This window comes from Bacteriovorax sp. HI3, assembly GCF_059738875.1.
In genome coordinates, this window is sequence record NZ_AP026946.1 from 1,371,683 (window position 1) to 1,394,692 (window position 23,010).

A 23,010-nucleotide genomic window follows, 5' to 3' on the forward strand; every position below is an offset into this window, starting at 1 on the left:
GACTTGTAGCAAGGTGAGATGAATCTCCTTCCAAAAAGGGCCTTTTTTAGGTAGAATCATGCCTTCAATCAGTCCCTTTTTTTAGAGGAAAAATCATGTCATACGTGAACGATAAACAAATCATTTATTCAATGAATAAAGTAGGAAAGGTCTACAAGCAAAAGCATGTCCTAAAAGACATCCGCCTTTCATACTACTATGGAGCTAAGATTGGTGTTCTTGGTCTTAACGGTGCCGGTAAATCGACACTGCTTAAAATCATGGCAGGTCTTGATACAGATCACTTAGGAGAGACAACTCTCGCAAAAGGATACACCGTTGGATACCTTGAGCAGGACCCAAAACTTGACCCGGATAAAACGGTAAGAGAAGTGGTTCAAGAGGGAGCTCAGTACGTTGTCGATCTTCTTCGTGAGTTCGATGAAGTCAACGCGAAGTTTGGCGAAGAAATGTCTGATGCTGAAATGGATAAATTATACGCCAAACAAGCTGACCTTCAGGATAAGCTTGATGCTGCCAATGCATGGGACTTAGACTCTCGTCTAGATTTAGCAATGGACTCACTAAACTGTCCTCCTGCTGATCAAAAGTGTGGAGTTCTATCAGGGGGGGAGAAAAGACGTGTAGCTCTTTGTAAGCTCCTTCTTCAAGAACCAGATATTTTACTTCTGGATGAACCTACCAACCACCTTGATGCTGAAACAGTTTGGTGGTTAGAGCGTCACCTTCAGAGCTACAAAGGAACAATTATTGCCGTCACCCACGACCGTTACTTTTTGGATAACGTTGCGGGATGGATTCTTGAACTTGACCGCGGTCAAGGGATTCCATACGAAGGAAACTACTCTGGATGGCTTGAGCAAAAAGCAAAACGTCTTGCTCAGGAAGAAAAGTCTGAATCAAAAAGACAAAAATCACTTAAAGAAGAGTTGGAGTGGATCCGTGCTGCTCCTAAAGCTCGTCAGGCAAAATCGAAAGCGCGTATTGCTGAATACGAAAAACGTCAGCAAGTGCAGTCTGAAGCAAGAAACGAAACCAATGAACTTTTCATTCCACCAGGACCTCGTCTTGGTCAGAAAGTTGTTCAGTTCAATGACGTGGCGAAAGCTTACGGTGATCGCCTTCTTTATGAACACTTAAATTTCGAACTTCCTCCGGGGGGAATCGTAGGTGTTATCGGGCCAAACGGTGCTGGTAAGACGACGCTCTTTAGAATGATCACAGGAAAAGAGACTCCTACAAAAGGAACAATCTCTATCGGGGATTCAGTAAAGCTTGCTTACGTTGACCAGGATAGAACTCTCGATCCAGAAACAACTGTTCTTCAGGCGATCTCTGGTGGATTAGACCTGTTAAAACTTGGAGGCCGTGAAGTAAACGCACGCGCTTATATTTCTCGTTTTAACTTCTCTGGTGAAGACCAAAGTAAACGCATTAAAGAACTTTCTGGTGGTGAGAAAAACCGCGTTCACTTAGCAGCGATGCTTAAGGAAGAAGGAAACGTTTTACTTCTGGATGAGCCAACCAACGATCTTGACGTTAACACTCTAAGAGCTCTTGAAGAAGCACTTATGGAATATGCAGGATGTGCGGTGGTTATTTCCCATGATCGTTTCTTCTTAGATAGAATTGCTACTCACATGATCGCTTTTGAAGGCGACCAGGTTGTATTCTTCGACGGGAACTTCTCTGATTACGAAGAAGATAAGAAAAAACGTCTTGGTGATAAAGCTCTTATCCCAAGCAAAACATCATATAAAAAATTAACCAGAGATTAGTCATGAACAAATGGATTGTCGCAAAATTTGGTGGTAGCAGTGTAAAAGATGCAGAAGCGATGCTTCGCTGTTCGAACGTTGTGGAAAACAACAACGACATCAGAGTCGTTGTGATTTCGGCCACTCAAAATACGACAAACCAATTGGAGTTCATTGCCCGCGCGGGACAAAGAGGGGATGAGGATACACTTCACTCACTGATCAATGAACTGATTCAAAGACACTCAAAAATCGCTCACGATCTTTTCTCAAGTGAAGAAATAAGAAAAGAGCTCGATTTCCTTTTTGATGAAATCAAGTTTGTGGGCGCTGAAATTTTAAAAGAAAGACATTACACTCCCAAGATTATGGACCAGCTCTATAGTCTTGGTGAGCGTATTTCTTCTCTTCTGGTTTCAGACTTAATTCGTCTTCGTGTTCCTGATAGAAAAGTTCTTTTCCTTGATGCCAGAAATGTGATCAAGACCAGTTCTGATTTCCAGAAAGCTGAGCCACAGATTGATGTTATCGCCGAGAAGGCCCGTGAATTAGTGATCCCGCATTTAAATGCAGGAGGGATTGTTGTCACTCAAGGCTTTATTGGAAAAGATCTTCTGGGCAATACGACAACTCTAGGAAGAGAAGGCTCAGATTATTCAGCAGCTCTTTTTGGAGAAGCGATCGATGCATCTCTCGTTCAAATCTGGACAGACGTCGCGGGGATTGCAAGCTCTGACCCACGTTTAGTCAAAGATGCCAAATTTATCCCGACGCTTTCTTATGACGAGGCCACAGCTCTGGCGAGCTTAGGGGCTAAAGTTTTATTCCCAACAACTCTTCTTCCAACAAAAAGAAAAGATATCCCGGTTTTTGTCGGCTCAAGCATCGACCCGAGTTTGGGTGGAACGACGATTACTAAAAACCAGGACCAGAAATTCAAACTAAAAGCGGTGAGCACTCTTCAGAAAAAAGAGTACGCCATTGTTTCATTTGTTGGATGCCACTTAGACCAGGCTAAAGATTTAGTAGAAAATCTTAAAAACTCATTTAGCGATATCAACGTCGAGTTCTACGACCTGACATCGGTTTCAGTGAGCTTTAAGATCGCGAGCGCTGACATCACAAATGCTCTGCTTCGCGCCCACGAAATCTTAGTTGCTAAATACTAGGGGCTTCATAAAGTCTTTCATAAAAAGGCGTCTCTGACTCTGAGCCGATGACCCGGCAGATTTCAGTGATGCGTTTGTGTTCCAGATGGATCACGTAATCGACGTTTTTACAGACGAGTTTTGTCACCAGTGCAAACGAGATATCTTTTGACTCCGAAAAGAGAGAAAAGAGCAGAGAGATTCTCGCCAAAGCATCAACGGCAGAACTGCCATGGATGGTGCTCATCAGCCCTTTGTGGCCAGTGTTCATTGCCAGAAGAAAAGGCACGACTTCAGTGGATCTCATTTCCCCCACAATTAAGCGTTCAGGACTCATTCTGAGAGAGTAGGCACAGTAATCCTTAAGGGATTTATTACTTTGCTCTTTATTGGCTAGAAAGGATGTCTGGTTGGGATGTTGGTTGAGGATTTCATAAGTGTCTTCGAGCACAATGATGTGTTCTTCGCGTGGGATATGAGCAATCAAAGAACGCATCAGTGTGGTTTTTCCAGAGCCTGTCCCTCCTGAAATAAGCACGTTCTTTTTTTCTTTCACAATCATTTTAAGAAGCTCACTTGCTTCTTGCTCTAAATGAAAAAGATCAAGCGAGGGAGTGGAAGAGGGAATCGCTCTTAAAAAGACTTTAGACTTACTGTTGGCCGAAGTGGAGTAGTGAATCAGCGTGGCCCTCAAAGAGAGGTTTTTCACCAAGATGTTAAAACTGGCAAAAGGCTCCTTAAAGTTCCAGCTGATTTGCGATTTTAAACTTAAAACTTCCAGGCTCAATTGGAAGTCTTCCGAAGAGAGATGATCCATCTCAAAAGAATCTTTTTTATGAAGCCCGATAACCTGCACATGATTGGATGAATGAAAAATAATTTCTGTAAAAGGGCGCTCGGTGAAATTTTCAAAGTAACTTTGATGATGAACTAATTCAAACCACGATTTTAGAAAATGGATTTCTTCTGTTTTGGCCTCTTTGATATTGAGATCAATCAGTGTGTCTTTTAAGACGTCTTGAAAATCAAAACCAACTCCCTTAGTAATGAGCCTGCGGTAATGGTTTTTAAAAAGAATCAAAATATCGTTTTGGTATTCGGCCAGCAGTCTATTCATTGTTTTTTACCTCGAGAATTCCGGTGATCATTTTGTAATTATTTTGTGAGCTTCTTGATTTAAAGAGTTCTCCTAAGACCGGTATGCGGTTTAAAAAAGGCATTTGATCAACCCCTTTAGCGTCTGTTTTTAAGACCACTTGAAACAATTGCGTGGCTTCACCTAAAGGCACGACAACGGATGAGCGTTCTTTATTTCCAGAAATGGAATTATTATTTTCTCCCGAAGGTTTAGTGAGTTCGGTTTCGTAGTTTATTTTGATTTTATCTCCCAGGTTCTCCAGCGTGACTTTGACTTTTAGACCGGCAAACTGCCAGCTGGTGTTACTCACTCCTTCTTTACTGGTTGTCACATATGGGATGTCGGCCCCGATTTGAAATTCAGCAGGAGAAAGGGGGCGAATAAGACCGGAAGGTTCGGCCAGAGTGTTCATCACCACTTTTTTTTGATTTAAGAGGACGGCATTTTTTTCGACGATTTTATTGAGAGGAACTTTTAAGAGCTCTCCTAAAGTTGTGCTCAATTGCTCGAGACCAAGGCGCAACTCTTCACCATCAAGCTGCTCGAGTTGGATGAGTTTGAGTTTAAAAGAATAGTTGTTTCCTAGTTTTTGATTATTGATTTCAACTAAAGTGACTTTGTATTTTTCACTTAAGTGCTTTTTTAAGCTTTCACTAATCACTTCATTAGAGGGAATGAGGCAAGTGATGTCCGAATACAGAACTTTGCAGGAGACGGAGTCTTTGTAATCGTTAAAAAAGAGCTGGTAAATATCGGCCAGGACCTCTTTTTTAAGCTCGCGTGTGAGATTTGCCTCATCCAAGATCATGTCGTTGTATTGGGCCTGAATCTTTTTATACTGCAAATACTGCTTGAGGCTTCCGAGCTCTCCGCTTACTTTAAGGTGGGGAATCTGAACTTGGGTTTCCAGACCCTGGCCATGTAAAAGTTGTGCAAGGTGTAAGAATTTGGCCTCCTGGGCCTTAGTGATGACAAAAACCTGGTGTTCTTTTGGAAGAGATGAGCCCTTTTCCCAGACCAAGACCTCGCTGGTTCCTAGTTTTGCACCGCGAATTATCAGGGTCTTGTCCCTCTCATTGAAGCGGTAACTCAGGACCTCTTTGTTGCCGATGTTGAATTTCTCCAATGAAGGCAGGGCCATAGTCATGGATTGTCCTTTAGAAAGGACAAAATCCTCAGCGTATGAGGCTTGAATCAGGGAGAGAAAGACAAAGATTCCTTTGACACATGGTCTGAAACTGGGTAAAAAAGAGGGCTTAAAGTTTAGGTTTTTAAAACAAAGTAAATTATTAGTGTTGATGCCGTTTTTACTTAAGCGGTTATAGAGGAGTTGTCCGATGGTTTCAAGAACATGTGTAACTGAAAATAGAAGAGCAAGAAAAGCAAAGAACGCTGGTTCAAAAAGAAAAGCTGCTAACAGAAATAAAGGAACTACACCAAAGTTCGCTATCCACTTAACAGCTGAAACTGCTCCAAAAGCAAAAACTGCTGCAAAAGCTAAATAGTTTTGAATACAAAGGCCGGGGCTTTCGTCTCGGCCACAGTTTTTCCTCTTCATTAGTTTTCCTCCATTTCTAAAAATACCCTTAGCGTCTTTTCCACTACAAATTTATTCATTTTCACAATGTCGACTTCCGCGTTTTCTCTTAAACACAAATGCATAATCGCATCTGAGTCTTTGGCGCATTCGTTGGCAATGTTTCTGATAACGATAAACTTCCTGGGGATATTGAACTTCTCCTGCAGAACTTTGAGTACCATTTGAGCTTCTTCTTTCGTCGCTTTGTTTTCCACCAGGATGACTTCGCGAGCATAAAGAGAAGAAGAGAGTAGAAAAAACAAACTACAAATTAACTTCATAACGAGACCCTCTAGCGGTTGGCCTGGACTTTTTTGTCTCAGGGATTTCAATATAGGGAATGCCTACCATTTCCTGATTTAAGTGCTCACTGACTTTGTGAATATCAGTGTTGGCGATTTCTATCTTGAAGTAGGTGATGTCTTGATCTTTGCGGATCTGTTCATGCAAAAAGGCCTTGCGGGAGATGAGTTGATTGTCTTTAGTGTAGAGAGTGATGGCCGTCTCTGGTGACTCCAGGGCTTCTTCACTAAGCATGGCAGAAAGTGGAAGCACCATCACCTGATAGTTGAGATGAAGGGTCTTGTTGCCCTTTTTAATTTGGACCTCTTCTTTTGTTTGCCAACACAAAAGCGCGACCATGATGTTGGTTAAGACGATGGTAAGAAGAAGTTTAAATTTCTCCTTGTGCTTTTCCTCTTTGGTTTTTTTGATTTCCTGCTCGAGCGTTGAGCTGATCCCATTCATGTTGAAACTCCTCCTGCACCAGTTGGTGCTCTTTCACATAGATCTTATGAATAGACAAAAAGCCGGTGACGAGCAAAAGAATTAGAGAAACCCAGATAAGCATTTCAATTTCGAAAATCCCTTTGTTGCATATTCGAAAGTTCTGACTTTGAGATTGGGTTTTAGCGGGCCTTCTGCTTCGAATTCGGTGAGGAGACAAAAGGCCTTCTCCTCTCTGATGCCTTGAGGCTTTTTGTAAACGAGGGTTTTCCATTTCGGGCTCCTTAGGATGGTTGTGGCGTCAGGGTTTGTCTGTAAGAAGAAGGCCTGGATGGTTTTAAAGGGGAAATTTTTTAAGTAGGACAAAGGACCACTCATTCCTTTGCAGTACTTATTTTTGAGTAAGTTTTTTATGTAGAGGAAGTGATTTATATCACGGGCCATTTTGATGGCCTTAAATGCGGCCTTTGCTTTAGGGGTGATTAATCCTGCAATGTAGAGACTTCTTAAGGCCCAGTTGAATTTGGCCATGCTGCTTATGTAGTTTTGAGTGTCGACGTTGAGGGATTGGAAACAAAGGTAGCTGTCTTTGCGGTAGTGGGCCTCTTTGAGTTCAACTTTCATTTTGAGCGCGAGGTACATAAAAAGGAAAGAAAAGATCAGGGTTAGGGAGATTCCCATTAAAGTGATGCTCCCTTTTTGGTCATTTTGTTTTTCATGGAAAGAGCGGGTCTTTTGGATAAATTTCTGCTGTACCTCTTCTAGTTTTTTGTCGGCAGTAAAAAGCACGTCGGTCATCAAAATGCCCGACGTAATAAGAACACTAAAGGAGATAATGTAGACCAGAATCATAGGACTACTTGTTTTTGATATTTTCGACGATGGACTTCTTCATATCTTCCACTCGTTCTTTAATGACGCCCCCGAATCCTTTAACTGCGGTGATGCAGACGATGCCTACCAGGCTTGAGATGATGACATACTCCATGACTCCCTGGCCTTTTTGGTTTTTTGTAAGTTTTTTAATTGTTTTCATGCTTCCTCCTGTTTTCGTAGGGGCAGATTTGCAACGAAGAGGCCCACAAGAAACATTGAAGACACGTTGATCAAGGGCAGGGAAGTGGTCCAAACAATGGACTGCGGTAAAAAAAGTCCATTGCAACCTACCGGGATCGCGTTTAAAATTGAGTCATGGATTCAAAAACTAAATTGTATGTCTTTGCTAAGAAGGAAGTTGCTTTAATTTTCATTTTCATGATTCTGATTGCTGTTACCTCATTTGTCTTAGGGGTGAAGATCGGAAAGAACTATTCATTGGAAATGGCGGGCATTACTAAGGAAGACCAAAAGAAAGTGGTTGAGCTTCTTTCAAATAAAGAAGAAGAGCTCTCTCGCATTAAAGCGAATCCAGAAGCTAATACAGTTGAAAGCTCAGACATCGAAAATAAACTTCAAGAAAAAATCAGTGAAGAGTTTGGCGGTGGAGCTGCCCAGTCAGCAGGTCATGGCAACATGAGTGTTGAGCATGGTGGTGCATCAGCTCACGGAGAAGCAAAAGCGACTCCATCAGCGGGAGCTGCGGGATCTAAAGATACGTTAAGTGGAAAATACACCATTCAATTAGGAAGCCACAGGACTCTAAAAGAGGCCGAAGCTTTCGCAGAAGGTTTCAGAGCAAGAGGCTACAACCCAATCATCAACCAGATCGATATCAAGGGCAAAGGAACGTGGTACCGAGTAAGTCTTGAAGCTTTCAACACGCCTGAAGAGGCAAAAGCTTACGTTGCAAAAGAAAAATCTCTTTTCATGGGACAGGACTATACCATCATCAAGATGCCGTAAGGGTCCTTATGAAAAAATCTTATAATCTCTATTCTCTTATCATGGCCGGTGGTAAAGGCACGCGCTTTTGGCCGGAGTCAGTAGAGAAAAAACCAAAACAATATTTGAATTTAATCAGCAGCCGCAGTCTTTTAGAAGAGACACTGATGCGTTTTGACCGCTTTATCGTAAAAGAGAAGCGCTTTGTGGTAACGACCAAAGAACAGGAAAAACTTTGCAAGGCCTCTAGTAAAGGCAAAATCAATAAGAGCGGTATTATTTTCGAGCCAACGGGAAGAAGCACGGGACCTTGTATCCTGATGTCTCTGGCCACACTTTTACAAAAGGGAGTGGATGAGAATGATGTCGTAGCCATCGTGCCCAGTGACCATGTAATCCTGAATAAAAAAGGCTTCCACTCAACAGTAAAAAAAGCAGCAGACTTCGCTCATAAAAATCAGCAGATCGTGACCATCGGAATTACACCCCATTTCCCGCATACGGGATTTGGTTATATTCAAAAAGGAAAGCTGCTTAATGAGGAAGCTTTTAAAGTGTCTCGCTTTAAAGAAAAACCTCATTATGAATTAGCGACAGAATACGTAAAGAGCGGACAGTACCTCTGGAATGCTGGGATGTTCGTTGCTCCTGTGCGCGTTTTCTTAGAAGAATTTGCAGAGCACGCTCCGGAAATGTACAAACATTTCGATGCGCTGATGAAGGCAACTAAAAACCCGACACAGATGAAAAAAGTTTATCAAAAGCTTCCAAGCGATTCGATTGATTATGCCATCATGGAAAAATCAAACCGCATTGCTGTTATGCCAGCGACATTTGACTGGAATGACCTGGGGTCTTGGGATGCTCTTTCTTCAGTGATTGATGAAACTCATGGAAACACTGTAGTGAAATCTGATGGAGAGTTCTTCCTAAATTCTACCGACAACGTGATCTTTGCTCCGGATAAATTCGTTGCTTTAATCAATATGGAAAAACATATCGTCGTAGTGAATGATAAAGTCACCCTGGTGGCCCCTGTGAAGGATGCACAAGAGATTAAAAAAATTGTGGAATTCTTGAAAAAAGAGCGACCTGATTTAATCTAATGACCCCTTTTCTGGGCAATCTCTTTTTGAACTAATACCCTTACTATTCCCGGGGAGTGGTTGAAATCATAGGCCCCGGGTCACACAGGACAGTTAATTGGCTGATTTTCCTGCTGCTTGTCCACAAAAATTCCGAATATCTCATAAAATACTATTTATAAGAAGCATTCATTTTCCACCTAGTGATGGGGATATTTATATGAAGATTTTAAACACTCTATGTCTGGTCACTCTCTTCATGTCTAGTGCGTTTGCCGAGCCAACACCGTCTGGGGCCAAGCCGACATTTACCAATAATGAAGGGAAGCCATTCACTCTCTATTATATGGATGGAACTCCTGTTCCAGCAGGGACGAGAATGTTTATTACTGGGATTGGAGTGAATCTTTTAGTTAACGATAAAGGAGAGACTATAGGGACTGCTTTTAATACGCCTGAAGAAGCACAGAAGGCCAGAGAGGCGAAACCTGATTGTAGTGGGGCCGTGTTTGGTCCAGGGCCAGGTGGAATCCCTGCTGGATGTCCGGGAAGTTCTAACACTTCTTCAAGTGGCAACATCACAGAAGTGAATGAAGAAGATTACAATAAAAAAGTTTACGAGCTTGCTGTTGTGTTATCAGGAGCAAATGAAATTGGAGCGAAGTCTTGTAAGGGGGCAGGAGATGAAATGCCTGGCTCGCTTTCTAACTGGTGGGGAGCTGTAAAGAGTTATGCCAGTGGAGAGATTGCCCGCGATAAATTGCTTAACGAACGCATTGCCGGACTAGAGCAAAAGATGGGCGAGCTAACAAAAGGGGATGGCTCTACATTGCAGGTTGATTCAATTCAATTACAGATTGATACCGTGTCGGCGAGTATTGAAAGTGTCAACGGTGAGAATGGGCGCATTCCATTGCGTGAAAAATTAATCCTGGCCGCTTTAAAATCGACAGAGACAAACAGTAAAGAAAATACGACGACGATGGAGGCGTATTTTAATCTTCGCGATAAAGCTTTTGCTTCATCTCTAGAGGTGGCGAAAGCTGCCTGTGAAAGAAAGAAGAAAATTGAAAAATGTGAAACGGATGAAGAAGGAAATAAATCGTGTAAAGTGGTCGAAGAAAAAGACCCGGTTCCAGGATGTGAAGTTGTCCAGGAACAAATCCCAGTGATGAAAGCAGGAGCTCTTCAGTCTTATGGAGAGGTTTATCTCTCAAAGATGCAGAGTGAGGCCCTAAACGATAGAATGCAAATGTTTGCGAACTATTTAAAAGATACAATGGCGGCACTTCCAAGATCCAATGATGCAAACTATGACTGGTCATCTCCAATGGAGGCGGCGTTTACAGCGATGGAAAAAGCGCGCAAAAAATCAGGTGCTAAATGCCCAGATGGAGAAACAGCACTGGCCGAAGTTGAGAAAAATGAAAAGAGCGAAACAAAAACTGAGTTAAGTGCAAATGCTAAAAAAATTGTTGGAGGCGCAGGGGCCTTCATGGAGAAGCTGGGCATCGGTGGAAACAAGGATGCAATGAAAGGATATATGGAGGCCTGGAAAGCTGCTGATGCAGTTATAGGTCAGGCGGCCAACAGGCCAGAGTATTTCGACTACGTGACAGAAAAGGCCAATGCAATTTTAGAAGCAGACAGAATGAAGTTACAAAATCTTCTGGCCGCGAAATCAAAACTAGAGACATACCTGGCAAAACTTAAAAATGCTCTTGCCAATGGAACTTCCGGGTCTGGAGCTAAGTCGAGTACGGTTTCGAACGCAAAACAAAATGAAGCTCCGGCCAAACTCGCACTTGCTACTCAGAGCTTGCAGCAAGTGAGTGCTGCTAATGTAGGGGGAGTTAATCAAGGTGGATCGCTGACTAATACTAGTGCAGCGGCAGTGACGATTGGTGATCAAAAGTCTTTATCACTTTCAACTGTTGCTGAAACCTCTTCATCTGGAATCGGGCTTTCAGCATCATCAGGAAGTTCATTTAGTTCAGCTAAAATGTCTACAGGAGAAGGGCTGAGTTTAAGTGGAGCTTCAATGGCGATAGCTAAAAAGTCTCTTGCCAATATTTCTCAGAACCAAAAAAAGATTGCAGAAAAATCAAATTCAATTCTTCCGACTTCGACTCCTAATCCAACAACTGGAAGCAAAGAAAAAACAAAGATTGCTCATCCTGCAACTTCTTCGAGCTCACCGGTGAGTGTGGTGAACAATACATTCGGCGAAACGATGAAAGGCTCATTTGAAAAGTTTAACAACACAGAGGGAGCATCAGAGGCCTATAAGTCGGCTTCTCTTGGTGGAAGCCGTTATGAGAGTTCTGGTGGATCATATGGCTATTATGTTGGAGGTTCATCTGGAAGTAGTTCATCAGGAAGTAAAACGGTGACTGAGAAAATGCTAGGGCATTCAGCTCCTCCAAAAATCTCCGACAAAACTGCTCCGACAAAAGCATCCGAGTCGTCAAAGGTTGCAGGAAGTGAAGTAGCTTATCAATATAAAGAAGCATCAAATGACTCGAGAATCCTCTCGCAAAGTATTTCGGCCAAGAAGTTCAGAAAGAAAGATGAGTATGATGCTAAAGACTCAGACTCACTTTTTGAACGAGTGACGAAGGCCTACATCAGAAACTACGAAAAGGTTGAAGAAGAGCGCGAGCGTTAATAAAAAATCATAAAATCAGTTCACGATAGCTTTCCCAGTCTTTATGCTATTAGTGTCCCGAAACATCTTCGGGTCACTAATAGAGTTTAGTGGCCTATTAATTTAATGAAAAATCCGTTAAATTTGGGATCATTTTAATAAAGGCTTTTATTGACTGAGGAATAGTTATTTCAAAGCGAGTTTCATCTACTGACATTCTCAATAAAGAGTACCAGATGAGAAAGCAGAAAAACCCTGCCTATTCTCTGCGTGCCTTTGCCCGCGACCTGGGAATTAGTCGCACGGCCATCAGTGATGTGGTCCGCGGCTCACGCAGGCTCTCTGTGCATAATATTGAACATATCGCCAAAGTGTTGCAACTAGATTCTGAGACAGTGGAGTCACTAAAAGACGATCTTCAACAAGTCTTAGAGCCTGAAAGAATTATTTTAGAAAGTGAGGAGCTGGATTTTGTTGAAGACTGGCACTACCTGGGAATTTTGAGTCTCGCAAAACTTTCACAGACTGAATACTCTGCAGACTGGGTTGCAAAAAAATTAGGACTACAAGTCGAAGTGGCACAAAGTGCCCTGAATTTTCTTTCGGCCAAAGGTTATATTGAGAATATGGCCGGCAAACTGGTGAGGAAGGCCACCCCGCTGACGACGACAGTGGACATTCCTTCTTCTTCAATTGTCGAAAGTCATCGACAGAGTTTACAGAAGGCCATTGAAGCTCTGGAAGAAGTAGATGTGACAAAGAGGGATTTTACAGCTGTCACTTATGCCATCGATCCTGAGCAGCTACCAGAAGTCAAAGAGCATATTCTTAAGTTTCATCGCAGGCTCGGCAAATTGCTAAGCACCCAATCAGCTTCTGAAGTTTACCGACTCAATATTCAATTTTTCCCTTTAACCAGGTAAGTTTATGAAAAAGTTATTTTTTCTTTTTTTCCTCCTGACTGCGAATCACGTTTTTGCCAAAGGTGGAGATGAAGTGAGAAATGGTGGCGGCCTTGCGGAGAATTATCTCACATTTGCTCTTAAGAACCTGGGGCAATCCATTGATCTTTGCCTTGCCCAAAGCACTTGTGCAAAAAAAGAAGGTGAAAGAGAACTTTTGCTGAAAATTAAAAATTCTCTTCCTGAAGAAATTAGTAAAAAAGTTTTGAACTTTGCTTCTGAAGCAGAGAAACCTGGCTTCTTTATCATTAACGGGTATGTACGCCTGGCGGTTACTGGCGACTATGTGGGAAGCCCGATTTATTACAATCTCGATCTCCTCTATAGAAAAGGGGAAGTTTTTATGAATTATGGTCAGGCGATCCAGACTTTAATTCATGAACTAGGGCATCACCATGGAAATGTTGATCATGATCAACTGGAAATACTTGGCGCTGAAGTGCGTGGAGTGAATGAAGGAAATGTCAGTGACGTCTCTTTTCTTCCTTATTTGAATGGCACTGGTTTTTCCGGGGTAGCAATAGAGGCGAAGTCCTATAAAACAAATGGGCTTTTGGCCTTGGTGTTTCAGGAAGAAATGATTGATGTGACTCCACATTTTACTTACCTGCGCTCTGATTGTGACCCGGATTTAACAGGGATGAGGCCAGTGGAGAATTCGGCCATTCAATTTTTTAACTTGCACTGGATTCATAATAAAGAAAATTTTATGAATGGTGAGAAGGTGCTGGATGGAAACGTCGTCCTTTATTGTTCACATGGTATCACCCGCGAGTATAAAAAATTCTATAGCTTTAAAATTGGAGTCAAAGCAAGATTTGGAAATTATTTTCTTTATCAAGGGCTCCGTTTTGTAGAAACGCCTAAACTTCTCTACCGTCTGAAAACATCTTCTCCCATGCCTCAGTAGTGACTATTGAATGCTGACCCGATTCTTTATGGGGTCAGTTATTCAATTACAGCACTTAAAAACAGTTTATTAAAATTCCGATAAACATAAAAATTATCTATAGACACTTGGATAAATTTTATGAAGATATCAAATCACAGCGGCTTCTCCCTCGCAGAAATCCTTATTGCCATGGGACTCTTAAGTGTCCTTTCCTTAGGTGTTTCGTCTTCTATTAAGATGATGGCCAAAGGGCAGGCGACATCTGAAACGAAAATGGAAGAGCTGGAGCTTCGACGACAGATCGTCACCTTGCTTGCTGATAAACTCGCTTGCCAGAACACGATGAAAGATAAGCATATTGGAGATGCTGTTACTCAAATTAAGGGGCCGACCAATCAAGTTCTTTTTCAAACGGGCTCTTCTTACGGAAACAATTCTCTTAAGATTCTTCAGATGCTGACTAAAGATAATAACATCACTTTAAATAACGGAGCGAAATCTGTTGAGTTGATCATTCATTTCGAGAAGATGAAAAAAATTGTCACTCAGGCCACTAAGGCCGCTTATATCTCCATGGCCGTCATCACTGATTCTTCCGGAAGTATTGTGAGTTGTTATAGTGATGCTGAGGCGATCATTAGTTCGGCCACCAGCCAGTCGTGCACTTCTTTAGGTGGAACGTGGAATGGGACAGCTTGCCTTTTACCTACTTGTGGGGCCGGGCAGGTTTTACAAGGGATTTCGGATTCGGGAGCTATTTGCAAAACACTTATCTGTGGAGAGGGGGAGATTTTAAAGGGGATTAACAATGCAGGAGAAGTCGTGTGCGTGCCAAATGTTCCGACTTATCAGTAGTGAAGATTTTTATCTTACTCAATCTTCTTTTTTCTCTTTGTTGTGTATGGGCACTTCCTCCCCATGAGTGGCTTGATCCGACCATGGCCAGCAAGCTTCCGGTTAAGGCAAATCATATTTTAGAAATGCGGACTCAACTTAAAATAAGAGAAGCCTGCTTTTTAGTGCCGACATCACTATTTACTGATGATGTGTTGATAAAAGACATGCCTGTCAAAGCGATTCATATCCAAGAGCTCAGAGCGAGAATAGACCGGCTACAGTCATTTTGGGAAACTGGTGTATGGGGGGCATGTACAGACGGAACAGGTGCCTGGTCATATGGAAGTTGGGGCACGTGTACTGGTGGCGTGGCTTCTTATAAATACAGTGGCTGGTCGGCCTGTTCCCGCAATTGCGGTGGAGGCACGCAGACCAGGACATCGACATGTTCATTCAATACTAATTCCGGAACTCAGAGTAAGACTGCCACTTGTGTCCTGACACCAAATTCTGGAAACCAAACCCGGACTGTAAGATGTGTGAAAGGAGGAGTTGTCCTTCCGGATTCCAAATGCAGTACTTCAAGGCCCGCGAGCTCACAATTTTGTACGCCGACAAATACGGCACTTTGTGGAGTGGCCACTCCGACATCACAGGCCTGCACGCCGACAGGAATTGCTACTTGTTCAGGAGTTCCGGTGACTCAACAATCCTGTAACACTCATAGCTGCTGTACTTCTTTTTGTATGTGTTCTTCGTCTTATTGTTTTGGTTGTCCATGTGGATCAGGTTGTGGAAATTGTAACAGCTACAATTCATCAGGAGTCTGTGATTCGTGGAGCTGTCAATCAGCTTCTTGTTCTTATAGTTGTCAGGACCCTTAAAGGAGGAGAAATGAAAAAGGCCATAACTCTATTGTCGGCTCTGGTTATCATACAAACTGTGTACATTATGAAGTCATACAATACTCCAGCGGTAAAATATAAAAAACAAATAGTGGCCGAGGAAAGAAGCCTGCTTGAAAAACTTACAAAAATGGGAATACAGGTAGAAGCTTTAAGTAGAGAAGAAAAATTAGGAAGAATCTTTAGAGTGGATATCAAAAATGGACGTTCATTTTATACCTCTTCAGATGGACGCTATTATTTTTTTGGAGATGTCATCGACAGCGTTGCTAAAAAACCGACTTCTTCCAATGAGAAAAAAAATTCGATGACTCAGACTTTAATGATCAACCCTCAAAGTCTTCCGGATAAACAGACAGCGCTGGAAAATGTGGAGAAGCAATTAAAGACCTTGCTGTTATACCGTGATTACCTGAGAAGAGAGCAGTGAAATGAAAAATATCCTGGGAGTCGCGATTTGTATCTTATCTCTGAGTGTGTATGCCTGGACAGATGATCCGATTATCCCGAAAGTCACTCCCATCAAAAAAATTCATATCCAAGAAATCAGGCAGGCCATAGAGGCCTTGGTTTGCCCCGCATGGGAAGTGAGTGAATGGAGTGCCTGTGTCGGTGGTTCAGGGCAGTGGACCTATGCTCCCTGGTCAGTGTGCACAGGTGGGACTTCTTACTTAACATATTCACCATGGGGGGCCTGTTCAGCATCATGTGCAGGAGGAACTCAAAACAGGACAGCGGCATGTCTCTTTAGTGCAAACTCAGGAACTCAAACTAGAAATGCTCAATGCACTTTTAATGCTCTCAGTGGAACTCAAAGTAGAACAGTCCAATGCCGGGTTGATGGTGTAGTGGTTGATGATTCATTATGTGCGAGTGGGCCTAAGCCGTTAGCTCTTCAGGCCTGCACTCCTAATAACCCCGCACTTTGTGGGACTATTGGGGCCACCACTCAAAACTGCACACCGACAGGGCCTGCGGTTTGTTCAACTCCAGTGACCACCCAGGCTTGCAACACACAAAGTTGTTGCACGGACACAGCGATGGCGCCTTATCGAACAGAGAGAAACTGTCGCACAGAAGCGAGTTCATTTTTTGCGTGCACATTTAAGTATTGCGATGGAGAGTTTGTTTATCCCTATTACAATAGTTGCACTGGCTATAGGTCAGATGTAATGCCTTACACAGATACCTATGTAGGATGTTTTTAGCCTTTTGATTTTTTCAGAAGTTTATTGGATTCTTTAACATCCTGACTTTGTCTTTGCCTGAAAGTTTCAATTTTCCCGGCAAGGTCTTCATCATTGATTGAAAGCATTTGCACGGCAAGTAATCCTGCATTGCTGGCATTCCCAATCGCTACAGTGGCCACAGGAATCCCTTTAGGCATTTGCACGATTGAATAAAGGCTATCAATTCCTTGAAGAGTTTTAGAAACTACTGGAACACCAATGACCGGCAAAGTTGTGTAGGCCGCCGTCATTCCCGGAAGGTGAGCTGCTCCACCAGCACCGGCGATAATAATTTTTAATCCATTAGTTCGGGCAGAGATCGCGAAAGCTCTCATCTCATCTGGTGTTCTATGGGCCGAAAGAATTTGTTTTTCATAGGGGATTTTAAAAGCATCTAAAACGTCACAAGCTTCTTTCATTGTCGGCCAGTCTGACTGGCTTCCCATAATGACGGCCACAAGTGGTTTTTGATTTTTAGATTTTTTCATAGTGTATATCCCGATTTTAATTTTTTAAGTGTTTCCATCATCTCTTCTGAGTCTTCGCCTAAAAGAGTGAAGTGGCCCATCTTGCGTCCTTTTTTAGAGAAACGTTTCCCGTAGAGATGAAGATGACCGTCTTTAGTATTGAGAAAATCCTTAAGGGGGTTGAGTTCCGCCACTTGTTCTTGTGTTCCTAAAAGATTAAGCATTAAAACGGCAGGGGATCTCAAGTGAGCTTCACCCAAAGGAAGATTGAGCACACTTCTGACATGATTGTGAAACTGCGAGGTGATACATCCCTCTAGTGAATAATGACCGCTGTTATGTGGGCGCGGGGCCGATTCATTTAAATAGAGAGTCCCATCTTTTGTCAGGAAAAATTCGAATGCAAAAATACCGACAGCATCGATTGTTGTCATCGCGAGTTTTGCTGCATTTTTAATTTGCTCTTCTATATCTGCAGAAATATCGGCCGGGACACTGACAAAATGACAGATATGATTTTCCTGAATGGTGTGAGCGATAGGGTAAGTGATGATTTCACCGCTAAGATTCCTCGCTACCATAACGGCGAGTTCTTTTTCGTAAGGAATAAAAGCCTCGACTAATAAGTCACCTTTTAGGAGTTTAAATTTTTCTTCCAGCTCACTTGCCGATTTGATAGTGGCATTGCCATAACCATCGTATCCGCCCTTAGAGCTTTTGAGCACAAGAGGGTAGTGGTAGACTTCAGCAAAACGAGCGACATCTTCAGGAGATGAAACTTTTTTAAACGGAACAACTCTGATTCCAGCATTGGCGAAACTTTCTTTTTCGCTGATTTTATCGCCGATCTTTTTAAATGTTTTTGAATTAGGAAAAAGTTTTCCCGGGAATTTATGGTCGATACTTTCTAAAATGTGTTGATCAATAAATTCATTTTCTAATGTAACGACATCACACGACTGACAAAAATGTAGAATGGTCTCTAAGTCGTGAAAGCTTCCTTTAAATGTTTTTGTCGCGACATGTTCAGCAGGTGAGACATCTTTTTCTGTACAATAAACATGGGTTTGGATGCCAAGAGTGCTTGCGGCGAGGCATGTCATTCGGGCCAATTGGCCGCTTCCTAAGATTCCGAGAACTGTGTTTGAAGTTATCTTATTCATAGTTAAAAAAATCATGCCCGAAAAAAAATTTAATGAACATCAAAGATTTTGGTGGCCATACCTGATAATAATAATTAGTCTTCTTAATGTCATCCATAAGTTTTACTAATTAATCGGTGAGAATTGCGATGTGTGGAATTGTAGGAGTTTTCGGAACTCCCTATTCAGTCCAAGAAGCTTATCAAGGTCTGCTCCTGCTGCAGCACCGAGGACAAGACGCCGCCGGAATTCTAAGTTTCGACTTCAATACAAAAAGTTTCCACCAATATAAAGACCTGGGTCTTATTAGTGATGTCTTCGTGCCTTCAATCTTGGCGGGATTTGAAGGCACTATGAGTATCGCTCACACCCGCTATGCCACTGTTGGTCCAAAAGAAAATAATAAGTCTCCTATTGATTCAAAAAGAGACATCCAACCCATGACCATCAATTACCCGCACGGGATTGGAATGGTTCACAATGGGAACATCGTTAATTACTTCGAATTAAAAAAATATGTTCAAGTTGAAAAGAGAAGACATCTCTTCACTAATAATGACCTTGAAGTCATGCTCAATATTCTTTCCGATGGGCTTCGTGAAAAAAATGTGGCCAATCATTTCGATCAATTCCAGGAAGCCGTAAAAACATTATTTGATACAGCTAAAGGTGGATTCTCTTCTGTTGGTCTTTTGGCCGACAAAGGCTTTTTTGCTTTTAGAGACCCTCATGGATTAAGACCTCTTATTTTAGGGGAAAGAAAACTCTCTGAAGAAGAAAAGGCACTGCACCCAGGGCATTTTGGAAAGAGCTACTGTTTTAGTTCAGAGTCTAATGCACTTAACTTTTTAGGTTATGATGTTATCCGCGACCTGGCCCCGGGTGAGATTATTTTTATCGACCAAAGTGGAGAAATTTTCTCTTCAGTGGATTATTCAAAGACTAAAGGGATTGCGCCTAAGTCTTGTATGTTTGAATGGGTTTATTTTGCTAACCCTGAAAGTGTTTTAGAAGAGCGCAGTGTATATTCAGCTCGTTTAGAGTTTGGAAAAAACCTGGGCGAAGAAATTAAAGAGTTGATTGCAAGCGGGGAGATTTCTCCTGATATCGTGGTTCCGATTCCTGAAACAAGCCGTGTGGCCGCCATTAGTTTAAGTGAAACACTAAAGATTCCTTACCGCGAAGTTTTAATTAAAAACCGCTATATCCAAAGAAGTTTTATCCTTAATACGCAGGAAAGTAGAAAACGTGCCGTTCAATTAAAACTCACGGCTATCGCCAGCGAGATTAGGGGAAAAAATATTTTATTACTCGATGACAGTATTGTCCGTGGGACAACGTCAAAGAGAATTATTGAAATGGTCAAAGAGGCCGGTGCAAAAGAAGTGTATTTCGCGACAACGTGCCCGCCTATTAGGTATCCATGTTATTACGGCGTGGATTTCCCGGATCCAAAAGAGTTAGTGGCCAGTGATAAGACTACTGAAGAAGTAGAAGCGTATCTTGGCGCAACTAAACTCATTTATCTATCAACTGAAGCAACTAAAAAAAGTATTGGAAAAGAAAGCCTGTGCATGGCCTGTATCAATGGTTGTTACCCTGTTGATATAGCTAGCGCACAGAAGTTCCAGGACATGAGAAGTCTACATAGGGAGTAATTTATGACACAACTGCCGCCTGTACTGTACCGTGGATCGGTGAAAAATGTCAGGGGGGAAGTGTCTGCACAAGATTTACTCTTTGAATTCTCTGATCGTTTTTCTGTTTTTGATTGGGGAGAGATGCCCGATGCTCTTGATGAAAAAGGAAAAACTCTCGCTGTGATGGGAAAGAGTTTCTTTAAGCATCTCGGAAACCCTGCGAGTTGGGAAAATCTTTTTCAATCACAGAGCTTAACCAATAACTTCGACAATGATTACTTAGAGACACTGTCTCATTCTTATCTTTATAAAAAGCTTAAGACTTTTGGTCTTTTTCACCACGCCCTTTTAGAAGAGCGTGAAATTGAACTTAATTCTCCTTATTTAAAAGTTAAAAATATTTCAGTTCTTCGCCCACCGATGGTGGAAGAAAAATATGACTACAGCGTTTATGAAACAAGGCCTGTGAATGCTCTGGTTCCACTGGAAGTGATTTTTCGTCTAGGTCTTCCTCCTGGAAACTCTCTTTCAAAGAGATTGGGAAGTGATTTAGCGAAGTGGGAGACTTATGGTTTTAGTGAAGTTCCTCAAATGGGACTGCTTAAAAAACCAGTGATTGATTTTTCAACAAAGCTAGAAAGAGGTGACCGCTATATCGATTATAAGGAAGCGATGACGATTTCTCATATGAACGAAGCTGAGTTTAATGAGCTTCGTGAAATGACGGCGCTTATAGCTCTTAATCTTTTTAAGTTTCATGCAGATATGGGGCTCACTCTTTTAGATGGAAAAATTGAAGTGGCCTTTATTCAGGATATCCATGGCAAGAGGTCATTTATGCTGGTGGATTCTATTGGCATTGATGAACTTCGCTTGCTTTATAAGGGAAAGAGCTTCTCTAAGGAATTTTTAAGAGAGTTTTACAAGAAGAGTTCCTGGTATGACTGCCTGGAAGCTGCCAAGAGAGACACTGCTGTTTACGGCGGAGACTTTAAGTCGCTATGCCAGGAAAAATATCAATCAGTACCTCTTCCTCTGGATGAGTATACAAAAATGAAAGCAGAGGCCGTTTATAAATCCTATGCGAATGAAGTTTCAAAACGCATTAATGGAGTTGCGGTCTTTGGCGAAGAGTTTAATTTAAGCCAATACAGTATGAGGTATATGTGAAAGTTCTGGTTATAGGAAGTGGTGGCCGCGAGCATGCGTTGTGTGCCCACTTTATGGAGTCGTCACTGGTCACATCAGTGATGGTCACTCCGGGAAATGCAGGGATGAAGGAAACTCTTCCTGAATTAAAGATAGAAAATATCAGTGTGACAGATACCGAGGGGCTTTTACGTCTTGCCCTTCGTGAAAAGATCGATTTGACCATGGTAGGTCCTGAAGCTTCTCTGGAGTCTGGAGTGGTCGATCTCTTTCGCGAAAAAGGACTGCTGATTGTGGGACCAACTAAAAAAGCGGCGATGGTTGAGTCGTCAAAGTCTTTTGCTAAAAAGATTATGCAGAAATACAACGTGCCGACAGCTTCATACCAGGAATTTTTTGATGTTGAAGAGGCCCTTCGTTTTGTCGAAGAGGGACCACTTTCAAAAATGGTGGTGAAGTGTGATGGCCTTGCCGCAGGAAAAGGCGTTGTCGTTTGCCACAGCAAGAATGAAGCGAGAATCGCTGTTCTTTCGCTCATGAAGGAAAAGCTTTTAGGTGAAAACACCAATCACATTATTATCGAAGAGTGCTTAGAAGGAATGGAAGTGTCGGCCTTTGCTTTATGCGATGGCGAGCACTTTACTTTTCTTGGGACAGCTTCAGATCATAAACGTTTAAGAGACAATGATCAGGGCCCCAATACTGGGGGAATGGGAGTTTTTTCTCCGGCGACGATTGTTTCAGAAGAAGAGCAAGAGTGGATTAATCGCAATGTTTTTGCTCCCATGATGGATGGGATGAAAAAAGAAGGTGTGGCCTTTTCAGGGATTCTTTTTGCAGGACTGATGAAAACAAAAAATGGCTTTAAAGTCTTAGAGTTCAACGCTCGTTTTGGCGATCCTGAAACTCAAGTGCTTCTTCCGCTTTTAAATGAAGACCTGACTCCATGGCTTTTGGCCTCGGCCAAAGGTGAACTTCCACAAAATAAAATGATTGAAAGAAAAAAAATGAAGGCCATCCATGTCGTCATGGCCGCTCACGGATACCCGGGAACAGAAGGAGTTTCGATTCGTTGTGGAGATGTGATTCATTTTTCAAAGTCATTTAATCTTTCTCCTTACGACTTTCTTTTTTATGCCGGAGTTTCAAAAGAGAAAGGAGAGCTCAAAACAAAAGGTGGACGAGTGCTTGGTGTAACCAGTCTGGCCGAAACTTATACTTATGCCCGTGCTCAGGCCTATGATTATGTTGAGCAAATCCACTTTGACGGGGCCCAATACCGAACTGACATCGGGAAATGTTTATTATGAAAAAAATCGCCATCCTCGCTTCAGGTTCAGGATCAAATGCAGAGGCCATTATGAAATGGGCCAAAGCTTCAGGACTTGCCGAAGTGGTGTGCGTTTTAAGTGACAGAAGAGAGGCCCGCGTTTTAGAGCGCGCTTTTAATCACAATGTTCCGGGCTTTTATGTAAGGAAGAAAAAACTAGAATCAAGAGAAGATTATGACCAAAAGCTGATTGTCCGTTTGGCAGACTTTAATCCTGATTGGATCGTGCTTGCCGGCTACATGAAGCTTTTAACTCCTAAGTTTCTTCACGTCTTTAGGGAGTCTGGAGTGAGGGTGATTAATATTCATCCTTCACTCCTGCCTCTTTTTCCAGGGAAAGACGGTTACGGTGAAGCTTTCCGTGCAGGAGTTAAAGAGAGTGGGTGCACCATTCATTATGTAGATGAAGGAATAGATACAGGGGAGATCATTGCCCAGAAAACGTTTCCTCTCATTCCAGGAGAGACCCTGGAAGAATTTAAGGTCCGTGGGCTTTTAATTGAAAATACTTTTTATCCAGAAATATTAGAAAAACTTTTAACTCAATCACTATAGG

Annotated in this window: 24 protein-coding genes; 16 read left to right on the forward strand and 8 right to left on the reverse strand. The window is 42.2% G+C overall.

Translation table 11 applies throughout. From position 1 onward, the window contains the following. Window positions 1–95 precede the first annotated feature (95 nt). Both ettA and AC6JA8_RS06915 read left to right on the forward strand, forming a co-directional pair. Complete coding sequence (gene ettA / locus AC6JA8_RS06910; protein WP_497976402.1) at window positions 96–1,778, forward strand: energy-dependent translational throttle protein EttA; 1,683 nt, start codon at window positions 96–98, stop codon at window positions 1,776–1,778. Window positions 1,779–1,780: 2 nt separating this feature from the next. Beyond that, window positions 1,781–2,926 (forward strand): aspartate kinase, encoded by a 1,146-nt coding sequence (locus tag AC6JA8_RS06915; RefSeq protein ID WP_497976403.1) that lies wholly within the window; start codon window positions 1,781–1,783, stop codon window positions 2,924–2,926. Here the strand turns inward: AC6JA8_RS06915 and AC6JA8_RS06920 are convergent. Both AC6JA8_RS06920 and AC6JA8_RS06925 read right to left on the reverse strand, forming a co-directional pair. Further along, window positions 2,916–4,022: an ATPase, T2SS/T4P/T4SS family gene (locus AC6JA8_RS06920; RefSeq protein WP_497976404.1), complete on the reverse strand. Its 1,107-nt coding sequence runs from the start codon at window positions 4,020–4,022 to the stop codon at window positions 2,916–2,918. The genes AC6JA8_RS06915 and AC6JA8_RS06920 overlap by 11 nt on opposite strands. Next, window positions 4,015–5,190 (reverse strand): secretin GspD/PilQ domain-containing protein, encoded by a 1,176-nt coding sequence (locus AC6JA8_RS06925; protein WP_497976405.1) that lies wholly within the window; start codon window positions 5,188–5,190, stop codon window positions 4,015–4,017. Before AC6JA8_RS06925 ends, AC6JA8_RS06920 begins: the two co-directional genes overlap by 8 nt. A gap of 190 nt (window positions 5,191–5,380) precedes the next feature. On the opposite strand from AC6JA8_RS06925, the gene AC6JA8_RS06930 reads away from it, so the two are divergent. Continuing rightward, window positions 5,381–5,548: a hypothetical protein gene (locus tag AC6JA8_RS06930; protein WP_497976406.1), complete on the forward strand. Its 168-nt coding sequence runs from the start codon at window positions 5,381–5,383 to the stop codon at window positions 5,546–5,548. A gap of 52 nt (window positions 5,549–5,600) precedes the next feature. Here AC6JA8_RS06930 and AC6JA8_RS06935 read toward each other — a convergent pair whose 3' ends face one another. The 4 genes from AC6JA8_RS06935 to AC6JA8_RS06950 form a co-directional block, all read right to left on the reverse strand. Further along, window positions 5,601–5,903 (reverse strand): hypothetical protein, encoded by a 303-nt coding sequence (locus AC6JA8_RS06935; protein ID WP_497976407.1) that lies wholly within the window; start codon window positions 5,901–5,903, stop codon window positions 5,601–5,603. Then, window positions 5,887–6,369: a hypothetical protein gene (locus tag AC6JA8_RS06940; protein WP_497976408.1), complete on the reverse strand. Its 483-nt coding sequence runs from the start codon at window positions 6,367–6,369 to the stop codon at window positions 5,887–5,889. Before AC6JA8_RS06940 ends, AC6JA8_RS06935 begins: the two co-directional genes overlap by 17 nt. Window positions 6,370–6,450: 81 nt before the next feature. Beyond that, complete coding sequence (locus tag AC6JA8_RS06945; protein ID WP_497976409.1) at window positions 6,451–7,146, reverse strand: hypothetical protein; 696 nt, start codon at window positions 7,144–7,146, stop codon at window positions 6,451–6,453. Between the two features lie 58 nt (window positions 7,147–7,204). Further along, window positions 7,205–7,384, reverse strand: a complete 180-nt coding sequence (locus tag AC6JA8_RS06950; protein WP_102243113.1) for a hypothetical protein — start codon at window positions 7,382–7,384, stop codon at window positions 7,205–7,207. A 155-nt stretch (window positions 7,385–7,539) separates the two neighbouring features. Here AC6JA8_RS06950 and AC6JA8_RS06955 point away from each other — a divergent pair, with 155 nt between their 5' ends. The 9 genes from AC6JA8_RS06955 (at window position 7,540) to AC6JA8_RS06995 (ending at window position 16,705) form a co-directional block, all read left to right on the forward strand. Beyond that, window positions 7,540–8,190 carry an SPOR domain-containing protein gene (locus AC6JA8_RS06955; protein WP_497976410.1) on the forward strand — a complete coding sequence of 217 codons (651 nt, stop codon included), beginning with the start codon at window positions 7,540–7,542 and terminating at the stop codon, window positions 8,188–8,190. An 8-nt stretch (window positions 8,191–8,198) separates the two neighbouring features. Then, on the forward strand, window positions 8,199–9,275 hold the full coding sequence (locus AC6JA8_RS06960; RefSeq protein WP_497976411.1) for a mannose-1-phosphate guanylyltransferase: 1,077 nt from the start codon (window positions 8,199–8,201) through the stop codon (window positions 9,273–9,275). Window positions 9,276–9,474: 199 nt separating this feature from the next. Continuing rightward, window positions 9,475–11,922: a hypothetical protein gene (locus AC6JA8_RS06965; RefSeq protein WP_497976412.1), complete on the forward strand. Its 2,448-nt coding sequence runs from the start codon at window positions 9,475–9,477 to the stop codon at window positions 11,920–11,922. Window positions 11,923–12,137: 215 nt separating this feature from the next. After that, window positions 12,138–12,824: a TIGR02147 family protein gene (locus tag AC6JA8_RS06970; RefSeq protein ID WP_497976413.1), complete on the forward strand. Its 687-nt coding sequence runs from the start codon at window positions 12,138–12,140 to the stop codon at window positions 12,822–12,824. A 4-nt stretch (window positions 12,825–12,828) separates the two neighbouring features. Beyond that, on the forward strand, window positions 12,829–13,773 hold the full coding sequence (locus AC6JA8_RS06975; protein ID WP_497976414.1) for a hypothetical protein: 945 nt from the start codon (window positions 12,829–12,831) through the stop codon (window positions 13,771–13,773). A gap of 120 nt (window positions 13,774–13,893) precedes the next feature. Continuing rightward, a complete protein-coding gene (locus AC6JA8_RS06980; protein ID WP_497976415.1) occupies window positions 13,894–14,610 on the forward strand; it encodes a prepilin-type N-terminal cleavage/methylation domain-containing protein in 717 nt (238 codons plus the stop codon). After that, window positions 14,580–15,476: a thrombospondin type-1 domain-containing protein gene (locus tag AC6JA8_RS06985; RefSeq protein WP_497976416.1), complete on the forward strand. Its 897-nt coding sequence runs from the start codon at window positions 14,580–14,582 to the stop codon at window positions 15,474–15,476. Before AC6JA8_RS06980 ends, AC6JA8_RS06985 begins: the two co-directional genes overlap by 31 nt. Before the next feature lie 10 nt (window positions 15,477–15,486). Beyond that, complete coding sequence (locus tag AC6JA8_RS06990) at window positions 15,487–15,927, forward strand: disulfide isomerase DsbC N-terminal domain-containing protein (RefSeq protein WP_497976417.1); 441 nt, start codon at window positions 15,487–15,489, stop codon at window positions 15,925–15,927. A gap of 1 nt (window position 15,928) precedes the next feature. Next, window positions 15,929–16,705 (forward strand): thrombospondin type-1 domain-containing protein, encoded by a 777-nt coding sequence (locus AC6JA8_RS06995; protein ID WP_497976418.1) that lies wholly within the window; start codon window positions 15,929–15,931, stop codon window positions 16,703–16,705. Here AC6JA8_RS06995 and purE read toward each other — a convergent pair. Together purE and AC6JA8_RS07005 are read right to left on the reverse strand one after the other, a co-directional pair. Further along, window positions 16,702–17,214, reverse strand: coding sequence for a 5-(carboxyamino)imidazole ribonucleotide mutase (gene purE / locus AC6JA8_RS07000; protein WP_497976419.1), 513 nt, complete (start codon window positions 17,212–17,214; stop codon window positions 16,702–16,704). The two genes, AC6JA8_RS06995 and purE, sit on opposite strands and share 4 nt — an antisense overlap. Beyond that, complete coding sequence (locus AC6JA8_RS07005; RefSeq protein ID WP_497976420.1) at window positions 17,211–18,356, reverse strand: 5-(carboxyamino)imidazole ribonucleotide synthase; 1,146 nt, start codon at window positions 18,354–18,356, stop codon at window positions 17,211–17,213. The genes purE and AC6JA8_RS07005 overlap by 4 nt, the downstream gene beginning before the upstream one ends. Before the next feature lie 128 nt (window positions 18,357–18,484). On the opposite strand from AC6JA8_RS07005, the gene purF reads away from it, so the two are divergent. Genes purF through purN form a run of 4 tightly spaced genes read left to right on the forward strand, consistent with a single transcriptional unit; the run spans window position 18,485 to window position 23,009 of the window. Further along, complete coding sequence (gene purF, locus AC6JA8_RS07010; RefSeq protein WP_497976421.1) at window positions 18,485–19,993, forward strand: amidophosphoribosyltransferase; 1,509 nt, start codon at window positions 18,485–18,487, stop codon at window positions 19,991–19,993. 3 nt (window positions 19,994–19,996) lie between these two features. Next, entirely contained in the window at window positions 19,997–21,145 is a 1,149-nt protein-coding gene (locus AC6JA8_RS07015; RefSeq protein WP_497976422.1) for a phosphoribosylaminoimidazolesuccinocarboxamide synthase, read from the forward strand. Next, window positions 21,142–22,434 carry a phosphoribosylamine--glycine ligase gene (gene purD / locus AC6JA8_RS07020; protein ID WP_497976423.1) on the forward strand — a complete coding sequence of 431 codons (1,293 nt, stop codon included), beginning with the start codon at window positions 21,142–21,144 and terminating at the stop codon, window positions 22,432–22,434. The genes AC6JA8_RS07015 and purD overlap by 4 nt, the downstream gene beginning before the upstream one ends. After that, window positions 22,431–23,009 (forward strand): phosphoribosylglycinamide formyltransferase, encoded by a 579-nt coding sequence (purN, locus tag AC6JA8_RS07025; RefSeq protein ID WP_497976424.1) that lies wholly within the window; start codon window positions 22,431–22,433, stop codon window positions 23,007–23,009. Before purD ends, purN begins: the two co-directional genes overlap by 4 nt. Window position 23,010: the final 1 nt, after the last annotated feature.